The sequence below is a fragment of the Thiohalocapsa sp. ML1 genome, from assembly GCF_001469165.1.
GTDB lineage: Bacteria > Pseudomonadota > Gammaproteobacteria > Chromatiales > Chromatiaceae > Thiohalocapsa.
In genome coordinates this window covers 193,500-209,899 of record NZ_JABX01000002.1, presented here as the reverse complement: position 1 = coordinate 209,899, position 16,400 = coordinate 193,500, and the positions used below count along the sequence as shown (strand labels likewise).

The window sequence follows — 16,400 nt, the reverse complement described above, 5'->3', positions numbered from 1 at the left end:
TCCCGGTTGGCCCATACTTTGTCAAGTAGAGTGTCAACCAGACCAAATAGTACAACAGAAACACCCATGGAGAAGCTCGCAAAATCCCCCCTCGTATATGTCGTGGCCCAGGTGCGGATCGGGGCGGTCCTCAAGATGGCCGACTATGTCCCCGAGATCCAGGAGCGCATGCGCAAGGCCGGTTACTCGCTCTACCGGCCGAACGAGGTCCGGGAGCTCGAGTTTGGGCCTGGCGGGACGGAGGCCCGGGTGACGCGGCAGTGGGCCTTCGATCGGATCGATCGCCGCACGGGCTTCTTGGTCCAGACGGGCTCCGTCGCCTTCCATACGACCGCCTACGACACCCACGAGGCGTTCTTCGCGGATCTGCGGCAGGGCCTGGAGATCGTGCAGGATGTCGTGGGCATCGCGGCGAGCGAGCGGCTGGGGCTGCGCTATGTCGATGCCTTTCAGGCCGGCGCCGACCATACCCTCGCCGACTATCTCAAGGAGGGGTTGCGCGGGGTCGGACTGGAGCACATCGGTGCCCACCGGCCGAGGTCGTTCACCAACCTGATCATGGAGACCGATGTCGGTGGCCGGTTGGTCGTGCGCATCGGTTTGAACCCCGAAGGGGTGCTGCCACCGAACCTGGTCCCGCAAGACCTGGTTTCCGCGCAGGCCTTCGACGCGAACAAGCCGGTCGGGATCCTGGATTACGACCACTTCGTCGAGAAATCCGAGGCGTTTTCGATTGAAGGGGCCATGGATCGGTTCAACGATCTCCATGGAATCCTCTCGGAGGCATTCCGCGAGACCGTCTCCGATTTCGCACTGGAGGACTGGCGATGAGCGCAATGGTGTCGATATGCGGTGCCCCATCTCCCTGGCAGTCTTGGTCCTTGGGCTCGGAGGATGTTGGCTACTCCGCGACCGGCGCCGGTGCGTCGGTGCCTTCTCCCTCGACTCCGCCGGGCTGGATCGTCGCCACGATGCTCGCAACACTGGCCACGACTGCCGGCATGACACCAACGATGGCGATCAAGTCCCTGGTTGGTACCGGCGGATCATTAGACAGCCTGGTCAGCGAAGATCGGACGGCTGCGGTTGCGGCCGAGTCCTGGGAAGGGCTGTTCGAGCGAATCGGCACGCAGGCCAAGGCAGAAGCCGCGGATGTGCTTGCGGGGGCCGATCTGATTGCGGAGATCAAGGCCACCCTGGGCGTCAGCATCACCGATCTCGCCTCTATCGCTGGGGTCTCGCGCCAGGCGGTCTATGACTGGATCGGTGGCGGGCAGGTGAGCGACGCAAATTACGATCGTTTGCTGGGGCTGCGGCGGGTGTGCCTGGATTGGCGGTCGCTGACCAACCGTCCCCTCGGGCGCCTGCTGCGCGCGAAGACTGCCGAGGGACGATCCTTGCTGGATCTGCTGGGTGAGGAGCCCGGAGATCGTTCCCTGATCCAGTCGCACCTGGAAGCTTTGGCGAAGAGGGCCGCGGAAGAGGAGGGCCAGCGCCAGGCGCGAAGGGCGAGGCTCGCACCGCTGAGCGAAAAGGATCGGTACGAGAATGCGCTGACGCATGCCATTCCTGCATCGCATTCGTAAGCTGCTTTGCCCCAAGGCGACATTTAGCGTCGAGGAGCAGGAGCGCGGAGAGCCGGCGTCGATCAAGCAGCGAGGCTGGCGACAATGGTCCTTCGTCAGCACCCCGGACGTGCAGTCGGTGCTCCGTGCGATGTCGCTGGGGGCGGGCTCACCGGAGCTGGCGAAAGATGCTCGGCTCCTGGTGGTCTCGCAAAGCTGCGACCTGGTGCATCACTGCTACGCATCCGAGCCGGTCGCGGAGGCCTATCTGTGCGAGCTGCTGGCTCCGGATGCCCTGCCAAACGGAAACCTGACCGCGGGCAAGAATCCCCGGGAGCTGCACCTTCCCTTCACTTCGGATGGGACGGAGCATTGGTACCGCATCCACTCCAACGGGCGGGTGCTGCTGCCGAGACATGTTTTGGCGGGTGTCGATCCCGACCTGTCTCTCATCGTGCCCGAGCCATCGGTGCGGGTTCTGCAACGCTGGATCGTCAACCGGATCGTGCGCACGGCCTTTCCCGACGCGTTCAACCATCGCACCCGCAAGGCACAAGGAAAGCTGGAGGACCGTCTGAAGAAGACGGGCACCCACCTTCTCGGACTCTACGTGAGCCTCAACTCCTGGGACGAGGTGGGTGACGACGAGGTCTACGAGATCGACTTCGTTGGGCTTGTCGCAGAAGGCTTGGAAGAGGAGGAACGCCAGGCGCTCCTGAAGGCGTTCGGTGAGATCGCAGCGGCCTACGAGAAGTCCGATGGGGTTTCGGTGGTCGACTATCGGGTTCAGGACGAAGAAGAGGCATCAATGAGCCTGCTGTGCACCCATCGTCTGTTTCCGCTGGACTATCTCAGCCTCCGGGACTCGCCCGGCGGCGAGCTGCCCCCATTGCCGTAGCGGGCTCGCTGGGGCGTCTTCTTCTCTTATCTCGATCTGAACATCTCCAGCATGGTCCCGATATCCGGGTCCTTCGGATGCCCCCCGAGCATGATGCGCAGCCCGGAGAGAGCCCAGCGGTTGGCGCTGGGACCGAAGCTGGAGGTCCGGGAGAGCCAGTAGGCGGCCTCTTCGCGGGTGAACTGGGCGACCCGGTAGGCGATCAGCTCTACCCGTTCCAAGTCCTTGAGTCGGTCCTGGAGGCGGAAGATCAGGCCGAGCTTGGCGCCGGCCTCCTCGTTCAGCGGCAGTTTGGCGCGCAGGCGCAGGCCCTCGGCAGTCATGTAGCGATCAAGCTCCAAGGGGATGCCGGCAGTGTCTGTGACCGGCTCCAAGATGCGCCGCAGCACGGGTAGGCAGCGGTGCTGGGGCTCGCCGTAGAGGCTGCCGCGCTCGATCTGGACCGGCCGGGCCTTGCGTCGCTGGCCTTCCGCATCCCGCGCGTCCCCTTCGTCGTCGCGGAACTGCCGTTCCTTGATCACCAGGACCGGGATGGGCTTGTCCTTCCACTCGGTGATGCGCAGCACGAAGGGGGCCTTGGCGTTGAGCTTGGCCAGGCGCTCCTTGTGGTACTGCTTCAGGTCGAGCTTTTTCTTTGGCATGGGAGATTAACCACAGAGGACACAGAGGACACAGAGGACACAGAGGATACAGAGGACACAGAGGACACAGAGGACACAGAGGACACAGAGGACACAGAGATAAAGAGATAAAGAGATAAAGAGATAAAGAGATAAAGAGATAAAGAGATAAAGAGATAAAGAGATAAAGAGATAAAGAGATAAAGATTCTTTTCCTCTGTGCTCTCTGTGTCCTCTGTGGTGAAAAATTTCTTCAAAGTTTGAACCGTTGGACGCCATCGATGAGACGCGTCACGTTGAAGTTGATCAGCAACCCGGTATCGACCGAGGCCAGGCGCATGTAGGTGAGAATCTGCGCGGCGTGGATCGGCAAGATCCGCTCGACGGCCTTCAGCTCCAGAAGCAGGCGGCCTTCGACCATCGCGTCGATCCGATAGCCGCACTCCAGGCTGACACCCTTGTAGCGAACTGGGAGCGGCACTTGGAGTTGGAATCCGATACCTCGTTGCTGCAACTCATATGCGAGGCATGCTTCGTAGGTCGATTCCAGCAGTCCAGGGCCAAGGTGTCGATGGACCTCGATCGCAGCACCAATCACAGCCCCGCTCAGTGGATCCTTTTCCATTGCATTTGCTCACCACAGAGGACACAGAGCGCACAGGGGAAAAGATTTTGCTTGTATCGATTCCTGGACGTCTGAAGGTCTGAAAGCTGCCTGGGTGCGATCCTGGGCACGCATCGCTCTCGTAATAGACATCGTCTCCAACTCTGTGCCCTCTGTGTTCTCTGTGGTGAAAACTCTTCACGACCGGAGACGCTCGACCAGCTTGCAGTCGGGTTGCGGTGCACTGATGACGATCTGGACCTCGGCCTGTTGCTGGTCGGTCAGGTCGAGGGCGATGTCGAACAGCTCGTCGAGGGTGCGGATGTCCTCTGGCGCCAGGGTCTGGAGCTGGATGTTGAAGATGCCGCCCTGGGGGAGCTTGAGGCCGCTGACCTCCAGGTAGTCGATGGTGGACTTGCCGCCGCTCTTGTAGATCTGGGCGAGAGATTTAAGCAGCGGCAGCACCTTCTTGCGGCCCTCGTCGCCGCCGATCTGGATACCCGTCGGCGGCTTGGTGACCCATCCGCGCTTGCTGGCCTCTGGCTTGGTGACGACCTTGTACTCGGGGCCGACGGTTTCCATGACCCAGTCGCTGGCACCCCGCAGGGCGTCGGGCTCCTGGTCCGGGTTCTTGTCGGCGGTGTGGACATAGAAGTGTCCGGCCTTGATCAGCTCGTCGACGGCCTTGCAGATCTCCTGGGTCGGGACGCTTCCATGCGCCTGCTCGACCTTGGAGGCGATCTCGGCCACGGAGCAGTAGCCGGAGCCGTTGATCTCGTCCTGGACCCATTTGGCGGATGCGGGTGGGGTCGGGCTTGTCGGATTCGGTCCAGTTGCGCTTCTTGGCGCCCTGGGGCGTGACGATGCTCCAGCCGGGGTCGGTGAGATTGACCTGGTAGGGGATCTCGCCGGTGTCGCGGGAGTGAAACTCGGCGGGCTTCTCGGACTCGGCCTCACCCATGCGGAACAGGCACCAGGCGCCGTGGTTGACGCCGGCACGGATCAGGGTGTCGAAGACGCTGGACTCCTCAAGCAGGGGCCAATCGCGGCGGCGGGCGAAGTCGGCGCGCAGCTCCGCCAGGGTGCGGTAGTCCTGGTTGGTGAAGAAGAGCTTGGCCGCGGAGGCGCCGGCGGTGGTGGTGCCGGCCAGATCCAAGGTGACCAGCTCGCCGTCGTTGAGCAGGACCTCCTTGATGCGCTCGATGACGGACACGCCGCCTTCGCCGCCGGCGGTGCTGATCTCGCGGCGGATGATCTTGCCGCCCCCGCCTGCCCCACCACCCCCCGGAAACCAGAGGTTGCGATAGGCCTGGGTGACGACGGTGATCAGGGCCTGCTCGCGCTCCTTGGTGTCGCGGCTGAAGGTCTGGTCGCTCAGCGCCGACTCGGCGAGGCCGAAGGCGGCCGGGTCCTGCTTGAGGATGCGGCGGGCGAGCACATCGACGGCGATGCTCTGGAGACGGTCGCGCAGCTCAAGGGCGCGGGTCTCCTGGTTGTCGAGCATGTCGTCGCCGGAACGCTGGTCCCCCGTGACTCTGACGGTGTCCGGGATCAGAAGCAGGACCAGGTTCTGCTCGATGCGCGGCCGGTTGGGACCGGCCTGGGTGATCAGCTCCTCGGGCCGGATGCTGTCGGCATCCAGGGCGATCAGGGCCAGGGTGGGCTTGCCGGTCTTGTCCGGGATGCGCTCTGGGACCGTCACCTCGGGGATGACCTCGAAGTGGTGCTGCCCGGCGGTCACGACCTTGCGGGAGGTCTGGCCCAGCAGCTCTTCGATGCGATCCGAACCGCGCAGGCCGCGGCGGATGTCGGCGAGCACGCGGTTGATGGAGACGCCGGTGCTGGCGTAGTAGCGGCCCTCGGTCTCGGAGAAGCGCAGGTAGTAGGCGTTGGAGCGGATGGCATCCAGGGCGGTCTCGACCTGGGGCGGGGTCATGCCGGGGAAGGCGGTTGCGAACAGGGCATCCTGCTTGCTGATGCCGAAGACGTTGGAGGCGAGGCCGTCGCCGAATCCGGCCAGGCTGTGCAGGAAGACGGTCTTCCAGGTGTCCTCGTAGAGCGGAAAGCCCTCGGGATGGGGGTTGTGCTTGTCCATCAGGGCTGCGTTGCTGTCGCGGGAACCGAGCTCGCTGCTGTCGGCGCCGCCCACGTCGGCGGTGACGATGGGCAGCAGCTCGGCGCTCTCGGTGCGGCTGATTAGCTCGTCGGAGAGGCGATGATCCCTCAGGTCCAGGTGGCAGGTATGGATCGCCGGGACCGCGGCATGCTTTCTCCAGAGGTGGGAGACGGTCAGGGCGAGGACGCGCAGGACACCGCGGGTGCCCTGGAAGGTCTCGACCGTTGAGAGCTTGCCGGTGAGGTAGTCGACTAGGGTCGGGTGAAAGGGGTAGTGGGTGACCATGCGCTCGCGGAAGGTCTCCTGGCGCGCGGCCTCGGGCAGCAGGGTCGCGGTGCGCCGGTACATGTCCATGTAGGTGTCGGCGGTGCGGGCCGCGGCGTCCTGGTCGATGCGCCTGAATAGGCGGCGTGCGAGCACGCGCGAGATCTCCTGGCCGCGGACCGGGGTCACGGTGGTGACGTCGCGGGCGACGACGCTGCGGACCTCGACGTCGGCGCGGCGGGCAATGTCCAGGGCCTCGGTCTTGCTGACCTCCTCGCCCTTGGCCTGGGAGATGATCTCCGCGAGCATCGCGGTCTGGCGGGCGAAGGCGTCCTTCTGGCTGGCCAGGGTCAGGACCACGGCGATGCCGGTGTGGTCCTTGGCGTACTGGAACAGGGACATCAGGAAGGTGGCGACGCTGGAGCGACCGCCGGGCCGAGCCGCTTCGACGCGGGCGGCGTAGGCCGCCAGCTCGTCGAGCATGATGAGGACGCGCCGGCCCTTGAGGGCCAGGTCGAAGTATTCGTCTCCGGGGGAGCCGAAGGAGGTCGCGGTGGCGCCGATCTCGCGGTAGAGGTCCTCGCCGCCGATCTGGAAGGCGATCTCGCCCCAGAGGGTGTAGGGGATCAGACGCGAGCCTTTGGTCTCGTGGATCGTGACCCGGTCGCCGGCGATGCCGACCACGGTGGTCTCGCCTGCGTTCAAGAGCAGGGCGGGGTCGATCAGCTCGCGGGCGGCCTCGGCAACCTCGGTGCCGCGGTAGGCGAGATGGGTGGCCCCGATCAGGGTGTGGGTCTTGCCGCCCCCGAAGGCAGTCTCCAGGCGCTGGATGGCGGGGTAACTGGCGTCACTGCCCTTGAGGCGGCCGAAGATGTTGCGCAACACCTGGCGCATGCCTTCCGTGGGGTAGGTGCCTTCGCCAAAAAAGGCGACGGGGTCCGTGTAGATGTTCTCGATCACATCGGTCTCGCCCCGGTAGTGGCCGATGGCCTGCATCAGGTTGGCGGTGAAGATCTCGGGGTTGAAGGTCCCTGCGAGCAGGTCCTTACGCGGTGTGCATGTGTCGAGGATGGACATCGTCATGCTGCTTGTCCTGTGGGTCCGTTGTTGTGTGATCGGCTTACCGTGTGTCGTGATGCCTTTTTATGCAGCGGCTTGGTTCAGTAGGGAGAGCGTCTTGGGGATGCAACTGAAGTCGCAGCCAATGCTGTACCCGCCGTCGCACTCGATCAGGGCTCCGATCACCGCCGCCGCGCCCCGCCGAGCAGCGAGCCCAGGGTGCCGCGGGCGATCTGCCGGCCGATGTGCGTGCCGAGCGAGCGCATGGCGCTGACGGCAAAGGCCTCGAGCGGCGTCTGCGCGTTGCGGCTCGGGGCGCGGGTGGTCGGCATCGGCGGCATCAAGTCCGCCGCTTCGGCGGCGAGTGCCGCCTGCTCGGCCATGAGCTTGAGCGTCTCGTAGGCGGAGTCGCGGTCTACGGTCTGCTCGTAGACGCCGGCCACCGGCGAGGCACGCAGCAACGCCTGGCGCTCGGCCGGGCTGATGGGCCCAAGGCGGCTGCCGGGCGGCGCCACCTTGACCTGCTCCACGATGCTCGGGATGCCGTCGTCGTCCAGCGTGGAGGCGAGCGCCTCGCCGACGCCGAGCGCCGTGATGGCGGCCTCGGTGTCGAGCGCCGGGTTCTGCCGGAAGGTCTGCGCCGCCGCGCGCACGGCCTTCTGATCCCGCGGCGTGAAGGCCCGCAGCGCGTGCTGCACGCGGTTGCCGAGCTGGCCGAGCACGCTGTCCGGCACGTCCAGCGGGTTCTGCGTGACGAAGTACACGCCGACCCCTTTGGAGCGGATCAGCCGCACCACCTGCTCGACCTTGTCCACCAGCACCTTCGGCGCGCCGTTGAAGAGCAGATGCGCCTCGTCGAAGAAGAACACGAGCACGGGCTTGTCCGGGTCGCCGAGCTCCGGCAGTTGCTCGAACAGCTCTGATAAAAGCCACAGCAGAAAGGTGGCGTAGAGCTGGGGGCTGCGGATGAGTTTGTCCGCGGCCAGTACGTTGACCGAGCCTTGGCCGTTCGCATCCACGCGCATCAGATCCGCGAGGTCGAGCGCCGGCTCGCCGAACAGCAGATCCCCGCCCTGCTCCTCCAGCGTCAGCAGCCGGCGCTGAATGGCACCGACGGAGGCGGCAGACACATTGCCGAAGGTGGTCCGCAGCGACGCCGCGTTGTCGGCGATGTGGTTCAGCATCGCGCGCAGGTCCTTGAGATCGAGCAGCAGGAGCCCGTTGTCGTCGGCAACGCGGAAGCAGACGTTGAGCACGCCCTCCTGCACGTCGTTGAGCTCCAGCAGGCGTGACAAGAGCAGCGGCCCCATCTCGCTGATGGTGGTGCGCACGGGGTGGCCCTGCTCGCCGTAGAGGTCCCAGCACACGACGGGGCAGCCGTCGTAGCTGAAGCCCTCCTCGGCCACGAGGTCCAGCTCCGCCACGCGCGCTGTCACGCGCTTGTTGTCGCCGCCGGGCTGACTGATGCCGATGAGGTCGCCCTTCACGTCCGCGACGAACACCGGCACGCCGATGCGGCTGAAGCGCTCCGCGAGCCGCTGTAAGGTCACTGTCTTGCCCGTGCCGGTGGCACCGGCGACGAGGCCGTGCCGGTTCGCCATGCGCGGGCGGATCAGCACCGGCTGCTCGCCCTTACCCACCAAAATGCCGTCTGCCATTGCGCCGTCCCCTCGATCTTGCTGTGCCCGGCCGCAGTATGTTGGCGCCCGCGGGCGCGGGCAAGCGTGAAGCTCGCCAGACTCGGTTGCCGCCCGCCGGGTGCTCACGGACAATGCCTCGGCAAATCCTGCCCAAAAGCCGATGCCCCATGTTCTACGCCGTCGATGAGGTCCAACGTCGCCGCGGTCGCGCGCCGCACGAGCTGGCCATGATCAACCTGGTGCTGTTTAACCTCTTGATCGGCGTGGTCCTGCTCGCGGGCTCCATGGCAGAGCCGGATTCGCTGCTGGCCCGGCTCAAGTGGCCGGCCGTGGCGGTGCCCTTGGCGGCATCGCTGGCGGTGATGGTCTACACCTGGCTGCGCGCGCGGCGGGCGGCCGAGCAGGACGCCTGGTTCGCCGCCGCGCATTGGCGGCTGACGGCCGGGCGCTGGCGGGTGCTGCTGATTGCCTATGCGGTCAGCGCGGCCGTGGTGAGCCTCGCCTTCTTCGGCGGCGACGGCGACACCGCGGCGCTCGCCGCCCGCATCGCGGACCTGCCGCCGGCGATGCAGGAGATGGAGCGCCATAAGGCGGCGTCGCAGGATATGGGCGCGGCCATCTGGGCGCGCATTGGCGTCGTGCCGCTGTTGCTGACCGTGATGGCGCTGATCATGCTGGAGTCCGGCGCGCTCTATCAGGCCGGCCGCGGCGAGGTGCCGGACGCCCTCGCCGAGCGCCTGCCGCCGCCGCCGGACCTGACCGGCTACGCCGACCCGGTGGCGCGGGATGCCGCCCTCGGCAGCACGGACGGCACCTGACTTGCCAAAGCGCCGCGGGCGCATCACCTGACGCCCTGAGCCGCCGACGCGACGCGCGCCGGCATCGTCCCAACCCGCCTTGGTCTGCACAGCCGCCCATGGATGACGCAACCGTTCCCGCGCTCGCCGTCGAGGGGCTCGGCAAGTCTTACGCCGAGGGCCGGGCGCGCCGTGTCGTGCTGGAGGATGTCGCCTTCAAGGTGGCGCCCGGCGAATGCATCGCGCTGCTCGGGCGCTCCGGCTCCGGCAAGTCCACGCTGTTGAACCTGCTCGCCGGCATCGACCGCCCGGACACCGGCGATGTGCGCATCGCGGGGCAGAGCGTCGTGACCATGGGCGAGCCGGCGCTGACGCTGCTCAGGCGGCGGCACATCGGCTTCATCTACCAGTTCTTCAATCTGATCCCGACGCTCACGGTCGCCGAAAACCTGGCGCTGCCGCTGGAGCTGAACGGCGTGCCGGCGGCGCGCCGGCGCGAGCGCATCGCCGCGCTGCTCGGCAAGGTGGGCCTGGACGGGCGCGAGGGCGCCTTCCCAGACCAGCTCTCCGGCGGCGAGCAGCAGCGCGTCGCCATCGCCCGGGCCATCATCCACGACCCGGCGCTGGTGCTCGCGGACGAGCCCACCGGCAACCTGGACGCGCAGACCGGCCACCGCGTGCTGGAGCTGCTGTCGCACCTGTTCCGCGACGAGGGCCACACGCTGATCCTGGTCACCCACAGCCGCGAGGTCTCGGCCATCGCCGACCGCGTCTTCGCGGTGGACGGCGGCCGGCTCACCGAGCGCACGGAGGCGCTGTCGTGGTGAGCCTGTCCGGCGGCACCGCGGCGCTCGTGGATGCGTTTCGCCTCCCGCCCGCGCTGATCGCCGCGAGCCGCCGTTATCTCACGCGGCACCCGTGGCAGACCTGGCTCTCGATCATCGGCATCGCCCTCGGCGTGGCGGTGGTCATCGCCGTGGACCTCGCCAACGAGAGCGCTCGGCGCGGCTTTCGGCTCTCGGTGGAGCAGGTGGCGGGGCCGGCGACGCACCAGATCCAGGCGGCCACCGGCGGCATCAGCGACCAGACCTATGTGGACTTGCGCATTGAGCAGCGACTGTCCCTCGCGACACCGGTGATCGAGGCGCCGATCCGCATCGGCGAGCGCAGCCTGACCCTGCTCGGGCTCGATCTCATCGCCGCGGCGCCGATGCGCCCCGGGCTGCTGGCTGGGGCCGGCGGCGCCGCCGATGCCGAGGCCGCCGCCGGGCTCGCGACGGCGCTGGTGCGGCTGCTAGGCGAGTCCGGCACGCTGGTGCTCGCCGCGGCGGACGCCCGCGCGCTGGGCGTCGCGGCCGGCGACACCGTGCAGGCCGAGATCGGCAGCGGCACGCGCAGCATGCAGGTCGCCGCCGTGCTGGCGGACGCAGACGGCCGTGGCCTCGCGGGCCTCGCGCTCGCGGACATCGCCACGGCGCAGGAGGTGACGGGCAGCATCGGGCAGGTGGAGCGGATCGATCTGATCCTCACCGACACCGAAGCCGCGCGCGTCGCCGCGGCGCTGCCGACGGGGCTCCGGCTCCAAACGACGGCGCAGCGCACCAACGCGCTGGCGCAGATGACCCGCGCCTTTCACACCAACCTCACCGCCATGAGCCTGCTGGCGATGCTGGTCGGCGGCTTCATCGTCTACAACACCATGACCTTCGCGGTGCTGCAGCGCCGACCGCTGCTCGGCACGCTGCGCATGCAGGGGGTCACGCGCGGGCAGCTCTTTGCGCTGGTGCTGCTTGAGACGCTGCTGCTCGCGGCCATCGGCGCGCTGCTCGGCGTGCTCGCCGGCATCGCCGTCGGCGCCGGGCTGGTGCAGTTGGTGACGCGCACCATCAACGACATCTACTTCCAGCTCAGCGTGCGCAGCCTGCACCTGGACTGGCTGTCGCTGGCCAAAGGGGTCGGACTCGGCATCGGCGTCACGCTGCTCGCCGGGCTGGGGCCGGCGCTGGAGGCGGCGCGCTCGCAGCCGCGCGACGTGATCCGCCGCACCCTGGTGGAGCAGCGCGGGCAGCGGCTGCTGCCCTGGCTCGCCGCCGGGGGTGGGCTGGTGATCGGGCTCGGGCTGCTGCTGATTCCGCTGTCCGGGCGCTCCATGACCTGGGGCTTCGCCGCGCTGTTCCTGGTCATCGTCGGCGCCAGCCTGTGCATGCCGCTGGTGGTGCGCCTGCTCGCCTGGGCCACGACGCCGCTGTTCGGCGCCTTGTTCGGCAGCGTCGGGCGGCTCGCGGCACGCGGCATCACGGCCAGCATCACGCGCTCCGGCCTCGCCGTGGCGGCGCTGGCCGTGGCGGTGGCGGCCACCGTCGGGGTCGGCATCATGATCGGCAGCTTCCGCGCGAGCGTGTCGGACTGGCTTGCGCACACGCTAACCTCCGACATCTACATCGCCACGGACGCGGAAGGCGGCGCCGGCAACCCCGCCTCGCTGCCGCCCGCACTGGCCGACGAGCTGCTGGCCCTGCCCGGCGTCGCCGCCGTGAGCCAGGGCCGCGGCCGTCGGGTGGAGACTCGCGACGGGCAGATGACCTTGCTCGCGCTCACGTCCAGCACCGGGCGTCCGCGCGGCTTCCGTTTCAGCGGGGACACGGCGGACGACCTCTGGCCGCGCTGGCAGGCGGGCGAGCTGGCGCTGGTCTCGGAGCCCTATGCCTATCGGCAGCAGAAGTCCGCGGGCGATCGCATCGAGCTCTTCACCGGCGCGGGCTGGCGCACCTTCGAGATCGGCGCCGTGTTCCAGGACTACGGCAGCGACAGCGGCACCGTGATCCTGCCGAAGCCGGTGTATGCGGTGCTGTGGGATGATCCGGGCGTGTCGTCCATGGGCGTCGTGCTTGCGAGCGATGCGGATGCCGAGTCCGTCGAGGCGCGCGTGGAGGCCCTCGCCGCCGGGCTCTCGCCCCCCGCCGCCGTGCAGACCAACCGCGGCATCCGCGAGCTGTCCATGGACATCTTCGATCGCACCTTCACCATCACCGAGGTGCTGCGGCTGCTCGCCATCGGCGTCGCCTTCGTCGGCATCCTGAGCGCGCTGATGGCCTTGGAGCTGGAGCGCGCGAAGGACTATGCGGTGCTGCGCGCCACCGGCATGACCCGCGGGCAGCTCAGGCTGCTGATCCTGTTGCAAACTTCGCTGATGGGCATCGCCGCCGGGCTCTTGGCCATGCCGCTCGGCGTGGTCATGGGGGACCTGCTGATTCAAGTGATCAACCTGCGCTCCTTCGGCTGGACCATGCCGATGCAGATCGCGCCGGGCACACTCGTCTCCGGCGTGCTGCTGGCCTGGTTTGCGGCCATCGTCGCCGGGCTCTACCCGGCGCTACGGGCCGCCCGCGCCGCGCCGGCGCAGGCGCTGCGCGAAGAGTAGGCGCGGGGCTGAGCGGCCATGCCCCGGTCCGGCTGCTCGCGGGTGCCTGCCGGCTGGCCGTGATGTGACCCTGTTGATATCCCGCCGGGTCCCGGTTTATCTACCCATAAAGAGGCTCTGCTTCGTCCGTGCGACTGTCTCGCCCAATTCCCCGACTATGGTATTCGGCTTGCGAGATTCGTCGTGTATGCTTCGGGCGAACGGCCGGCGGCAGTGCAGGCGGCGCCATCGGGCGCGCGGCGGTTGCGGCTTCAAGCTCTATCCCAAAACCTGAGGCGAGTAACGACGATGGCTGAGGACAAGAAGACCGTAACCAAGAAGACCGTGACCAAGAAAACCGCGGCGGCGGCGGCCGTTGGATCATCCGCGCCGGTGACCAAGAAGGTGGTTGCCAAGAAGGTCCTGTCCGCACCGTCGGCGGAGCCGGCGGCACCGCCGACCAAGAAGACCGCCGCCAAGAAGGCGCCGGCGAAAAAGGCCGCCCCGAAGCAGGCGCCGGCCCCAGAGTCTGCAACCCGTGCCCCGCTGCCTGATCGCGCCGTGCTGCTGAAGCCGGTCGGTGACGTGACGCCGGAGCAGCGCTATCGGATGATCGAGGAGGCGGCTTACTACCGCGCCGAGAAGCGCGGGTTCGCGGCTGGCGGCGAGGAGGCGGACTGGGCCGCCGCCGTCGCCGAGATCGACGAGATGCTCTCGAAAGGGGCCTAGGCAAACGCCGAAGTATTCGGCGTTTCCCGCCGGGCAGGATGCCCGGCCATTGTCAGTGCCGTTAAGGCACTGAAAATGGAGGAGCCGGGAGACCGCGTCTTCCGGCTCCGTACGATGTTTGGGCAGGATGCCCACTCAATCGGTGTCCCCCGAGTGCCTCGCGGCGCAGATCCCGTGGCCGCGCTCCGTCGTCGTCGCTGTCCTCAGGGGTGTCGTAACTGACGATAACGACAGTGGCCCCGCCGGCACGCGGGCCAACGCGCGCTTGGCGGGAGTGTCGGCCTCCCGGCCGACACGGATCGGCGCGGTGAGCGAACGGCAGTGCACCAGCCGAAGGCGCTCCGTTGCGGACGTTCGGACACCGGAGTGTCGTTATCGACGAGCGCCTTTTACCGGCCCGGCACGGTCGCCATCTCTTGGCCCAGACCGCCGCATGGTGACCACCCATGACCGCCCCCGACAACAGCACCCCCTACCTCACCAGCCCCATCGAAACCGACGCCGACCCGGCCGCGCTGCGTGCCCGCTTCATGGCCGAGGGACTGGACCGCGAGCGACTGGATGCCGACCCCATTCGACAGTTCCAGTGCTGGTACCAGCAGGCCATCGACGCCCGCCTGCCGGAGCCGAACGCCCTGTCGCTCGCCACCGTCGATGCCGACGGCCAGCCGAGCCTGCGCACCGTGCTGCTCAAGCTCTACGACGCCGACGGCTTCGTCTTCTTCACCAACTACGACAGCCGCAAGGCGAAGGAGATGGACGCGAACGGCCGCGTCGCGCTGCTGTTCCCGTGGGTGGCGCTCGCCCGGCAGGTGAAGATCCTGGGGCGCGCGGCCCGCATCCCGACGGCGGAGTCGCTCCGCTACTTCATGACCCGACCCCGCGGCAGCCGCATCGGTGCCTGGTCGTCGCCGCAGAGCCAGGTGATCAGCTCGCGCTCGCTGCTGGAGGAGAAGGTCGCGGAGATGAAGCGCCGCTTCGGCGACGGCGAGATCCCGCTGCCGCACTTCTGGGGCGGCTACCGCGTGGTGCCCGAGAGCATCGAGTTTTGGCAAGGGCGCGACAGCCGGCTGCACGATCGTTTCCGCTACAGCCGCGACGCGGATGGGTGGCGTGTCGAGCGCCTTGCACCTTAGGGGAAGGGGCTAGGTGCTAGGGGCTGGGAGCTAGGGGGTCAGGCGGCGGTTCGGCGGGCTCGCGCAACCTTGGTCCTCGGTCCTTGGTCCTCGGCCCTCGGCCCTTGGCCCTCCGGGAGGCTCCGATGCATCTTGATGAGCTGACCGGGCTGATCCTCGCCGGTGGGGCGGGGCGGCGCATGGGCGGGCGCGATAAGGGCCTGGTCACGCTCGACGGCCGCGCGCTGGTGGACTGGACGGCAGAGCGGCTGCGCCCGCAGGTGGGCCGGCTCTGGATCAGCGCCAACCGCAATGCCGAGCAGTACGCCGCGCTCGCGGAGCACATCGTCGCCGATCGCCTCGACGGCTTCCAAGGGCCGCTCGCGGGCATCGCGGCGGCACTCGCCGTCATCGAGACGCCCTGGCTCCTGACCTGCCCCTGCGATACGCCGCGGCTCCCCGTCGATCTCGGTGCGCGGCTCGCCGCCGCGCTCGCCGCCGACCCGGCGGCGGACCTCGCCATCGCCGCAGACAGCCAGCGCGAGCACCCCCTGCACGCGCTGCTGCCCGCGCACCTCGCCCCGAACCTAGATGCCTACCTCGCCGCTGGCGGGCGCAGCGTGCACGGCTGGCTCACGGGGCTGCGCGTGGCAGTGGCGCGCTTCGACGACGCCGACCGGCCCTTCGCGAACCTGAACGACACGGAGCAGCTTGCGGGAATCCGGGCCGCAGGCTGATACCAGTGGCGGTGGGCCGGCGGCGTTGCCGAGCTTGGGGCGCGCATCTGTATAGCATCGACGATCGGCTCTAACTGCCGCGGCCTCTGGCCGGTGTTGCGGCCCTGCGCGGCGAGGTTAGCCGTCGATGGCCGCTGGCGTCAGCTCCGCCAGCCGCCGAGGCCGCATGGCCTTCAGCAAACCCTCCGCGCGCAGCAAGTACCAGGGCTCCCCCAATCCCACGCGCCCTCCAATTTTTTGACCAGCGTCAAAAATGTGGTCCAGAAGGCATCGATTCTCTGCTGGGTGGTTGTCGCGGACTCGGACATAGACTAGCTTCATCCTCGTAGGACAGGATCAGGGAGTGGAGGATGCCAGCGGGTCGCCAGCGAGGGTTGAGTTTACCGACTGGTTACAGTGTCTCTAGCTCGGGAGAGGCACATTGTGGATAGTCTGATATTTCTGATTCTGTCCATTACACGTTGGGCATTTAGGAGAAAGCATCTATGCATGAAATGGCTGTCTGGAGTGACGACTACGCACTGTTGGATGAGATCGAGAAACTAGAACACGCCGACGTGACCTATGGTCGCGTATGTCTGGACGACGCGAGTTCACTCGAGAATGTGACAGCATATGTCGCGCTTGCTGCAAACTTAGTCTCGCTTCTCGCAGCGGTCCTGCCTGTAGTATCTGCTCGCACGGCGAACAGAAAGAAATCGACTAAGATCTATGTCAGAACCACTGAAGTTACTGCGGAATTGGAGCAGGTGTTGGTTAAGTACCGTCAAAGCGTCTCTATAGAAGTTGTCAAGCGAGGAAATTCGCCAACTGATCAGAAAGACTTTTAGTGGCTAGCACGGCTGCAATTTTTTGG

15 protein-coding genes are annotated in these 16,400 nt (G+C 67.2%); 10 read left to right on the top strand and 5 right to left on the bottom strand.

The genetic code is table 11. From position 1 onward, the window contains the following. The first annotated feature begins 66 nt into the window (after positions 1-66). Genes ML01_RS02200 through ML01_RS02190 form a run of 3 tightly spaced genes read left to right on the top strand, consistent with a single transcriptional unit; the run spans position 67 to position 2,463 of the window. Positions 67-831: a TIGR04255 family protein gene (locus ML01_RS02200; protein WP_058553756.1), complete on the top strand. Its 765-nt coding sequence runs from the start codon at positions 67-69 to the stop codon at positions 829-831. Continuing rightward, positions 828-1,586 (top strand): hypothetical protein, encoded by a 759-nt coding sequence (locus ML01_RS02195; RefSeq protein ID WP_162267947.1) that lies wholly within the window; start codon positions 828-830, stop codon positions 1,584-1,586. Before ML01_RS02200 ends, ML01_RS02195 begins: the two co-directional genes overlap by 4 nt. Beyond that, a complete protein-coding gene (locus ML01_RS02190; protein WP_058553754.1) occupies positions 1,561-2,463 on the top strand; it encodes a hypothetical protein in 903 nt (300 codons plus the stop codon). Before ML01_RS02195 ends, ML01_RS02190 begins: the two co-directional genes overlap by 26 nt. Before the next feature lie 26 nt (positions 2,464-2,489). Here the strand turns inward: ML01_RS02190 and ML01_RS02185 are convergent, their stop codons facing one another. From ML01_RS02185 to ML01_RS02165, 5 genes are all read right to left on the bottom strand, one after another. Then, complete coding sequence (locus tag ML01_RS02185) at positions 2,490-3,104, bottom strand: hypothetical protein (protein WP_058553753.1); 615 nt, start codon at positions 3,102-3,104, stop codon at positions 2,490-2,492. 232 nt (positions 3,105-3,336) lie between these two features. Further along, positions 3,337-3,708 (bottom strand): GxxExxY protein, encoded by a 372-nt coding sequence (locus ML01_RS02180; protein WP_058553752.1) that lies wholly within the window; start codon positions 3,706-3,708, stop codon positions 3,337-3,339. A 177-nt stretch (positions 3,709-3,885) separates the two neighbouring features. Further along, complete coding sequence (locus ML01_RS02175) at positions 3,886-4,152, bottom strand: hypothetical protein (RefSeq protein ID WP_058553751.1); 267 nt, start codon at positions 4,150-4,152, stop codon at positions 3,886-3,888. After that, on the bottom strand, positions 4,136-7,150 hold the full coding sequence (locus ML01_RS02170) for an ATP-binding protein (RefSeq protein WP_082673870.1): 3,015 nt from the start codon (positions 7,148-7,150) through the stop codon (positions 4,136-4,138). The genes ML01_RS02175 and ML01_RS02170 overlap by 17 nt, the downstream gene beginning before the upstream one ends. A gap of 158 nt (positions 7,151-7,308) precedes the next feature. Continuing rightward, positions 7,309-8,784: a helicase HerA-like domain-containing protein gene (locus ML01_RS02165; RefSeq protein ID WP_058553749.1), complete on the bottom strand. Its 1,476-nt coding sequence runs from the start codon at positions 8,782-8,784 to the stop codon at positions 7,309-7,311. 149 nt (positions 8,785-8,933) lie between these two features. Between ML01_RS02165 and ML01_RS02160 the strand changes: the two genes are divergently transcribed. From ML01_RS02160 to ML01_RS28310, 7 genes are all read left to right on the top strand, one after another. Then, on the top strand, positions 8,934-9,584 hold the full coding sequence (locus ML01_RS02160) for a hypothetical protein (RefSeq protein WP_058553748.1): 651 nt from the start codon (positions 8,934-8,936) through the stop codon (positions 9,582-9,584). A gap of 98 nt (positions 9,585-9,682) precedes the next feature. Next, positions 9,683-10,390: an ABC transporter ATP-binding protein gene (locus ML01_RS02155; RefSeq protein ID WP_058553747.1), complete on the top strand. Its 708-nt coding sequence runs from the start codon at positions 9,683-9,685 to the stop codon at positions 10,388-10,390. Further along, complete coding sequence (locus tag ML01_RS02150; protein WP_058553746.1) at positions 10,384-12,984, top strand: FtsX-like permease family protein; 2,601 nt, start codon at positions 10,384-10,386, stop codon at positions 12,982-12,984. The genes ML01_RS02155 and ML01_RS02150 overlap by 7 nt, the downstream gene beginning before the upstream one ends. Positions 12,985-13,272: 288 nt before the next feature. After that, positions 13,273-13,692 (top strand): DUF2934 domain-containing protein, encoded by a 420-nt coding sequence (locus ML01_RS02145; protein ID WP_058553745.1) that lies wholly within the window; start codon positions 13,273-13,275, stop codon positions 13,690-13,692. 446 nt (positions 13,693-14,138) lie between these two features. Beyond that, entirely contained in the window at positions 14,139-14,828 is a 690-nt protein-coding gene (pdxH, locus tag ML01_RS02140; protein ID WP_082673869.1) for a pyridoxamine 5'-phosphate oxidase, read from the top strand. A 125-nt stretch (positions 14,829-14,953) separates the two neighbouring features. Then, entirely contained in the window at positions 14,954-15,544 is a 591-nt protein-coding gene (gene mobA / locus ML01_RS02135) for a molybdenum cofactor guanylyltransferase MobA (RefSeq protein ID WP_058553744.1), read from the top strand. Positions 15,545-16,029: 485 nt separating this feature from the next. After that, positions 16,030-16,374: a hypothetical protein gene (locus ML01_RS28310; RefSeq protein WP_156427514.1), complete on the top strand. Its 345-nt coding sequence runs from the start codon at positions 16,030-16,032 to the stop codon at positions 16,372-16,374. Positions 16,375-16,400: the final 26 nt, after the last annotated feature.

What these genes read in the sequence shown, in the direction of transcription:
- ML01_RS02145 (WP_058553745.1), top strand. Translation starts at nt 13,273, where the DNA reads ATGGCTGAGGACAAGAAGACCGTAACCAAGAAGACCGTGACCAAGAAA.
- ML01_RS02155 (WP_058553747.1), top strand. Translation starts at nt 9,683, where the DNA reads ATGGATGACGCAACCGTTCCCGCGCTCGCCGTCGAGGGGCTCGGCAAG.
- ML01_RS28310 (WP_156427514.1), top strand. Translation starts at nt 16,030, where the DNA reads ATGCATGAAATGGCTGTCTGGAGTGACGACTACGCACTGTTGGATGAG.
- ML01_RS02190 (WP_058553754.1), top strand. Translation starts at nt 1,561, where the DNA reads ATGCCATTCCTGCATCGCATTCGTAAGCTGCTTTGCCCCAAGGCGACA.
- ML01_RS02195 (WP_162267947.1), top strand. Translation starts at nt 828, where the DNA reads ATGAGCGCAATGGTGTCGATATGCGGTGCCCCATCTCCCTGGCAGTCT.
- pdxH (WP_082673869.1), top strand. Translation starts at nt 14,139, where the DNA reads ATGACCGCCCCCGACAACAGCACCCCCTACCTCACCAGCCCCATCGAA.
- ML01_RS02185 (WP_058553753.1), bottom strand. Translation starts at nt 3,104, where the DNA reads ATGCCAAAGAAAAAGCTCGACCTGAAGCAGTACCACAAGGAGCGCCTG.
- ML01_RS02160 (WP_058553748.1), top strand. Translation starts at nt 8,934, where the DNA reads ATGTTCTACGCCGTCGATGAGGTCCAACGTCGCCGCGGTCGCGCGCCG.
- ML01_RS02170 (WP_082673870.1), bottom strand. Translation starts at nt 7,150, where the DNA reads ATGACGATGTCCATCCTCGACACATGCACACCGCGTAAGGACCTGCTC.
- ML01_RS02165 (WP_058553749.1), bottom strand. Translation starts at nt 8,784, where the DNA reads ATGGCAGACGGCATTTTGGTGGGTAAGGGCGAGCAGCCGGTGCTGATC.
- ML01_RS02180 (WP_058553752.1), bottom strand. Translation starts at nt 3,708, where the DNA reads ATGGAAAAGGATCCACTGAGCGGGGCTGTGATTGGTGCTGCGATCGAG.
- mobA (WP_058553744.1), top strand. Translation starts at nt 14,954, where the DNA reads ATGCATCTTGATGAGCTGACCGGGCTGATCCTCGCCGGTGGGGCGGGG.
- ML01_RS02200 (WP_058553756.1), top strand. Translation starts at nt 67, where the DNA reads ATGGAGAAGCTCGCAAAATCCCCCCTCGTATATGTCGTGGCCCAGGTG.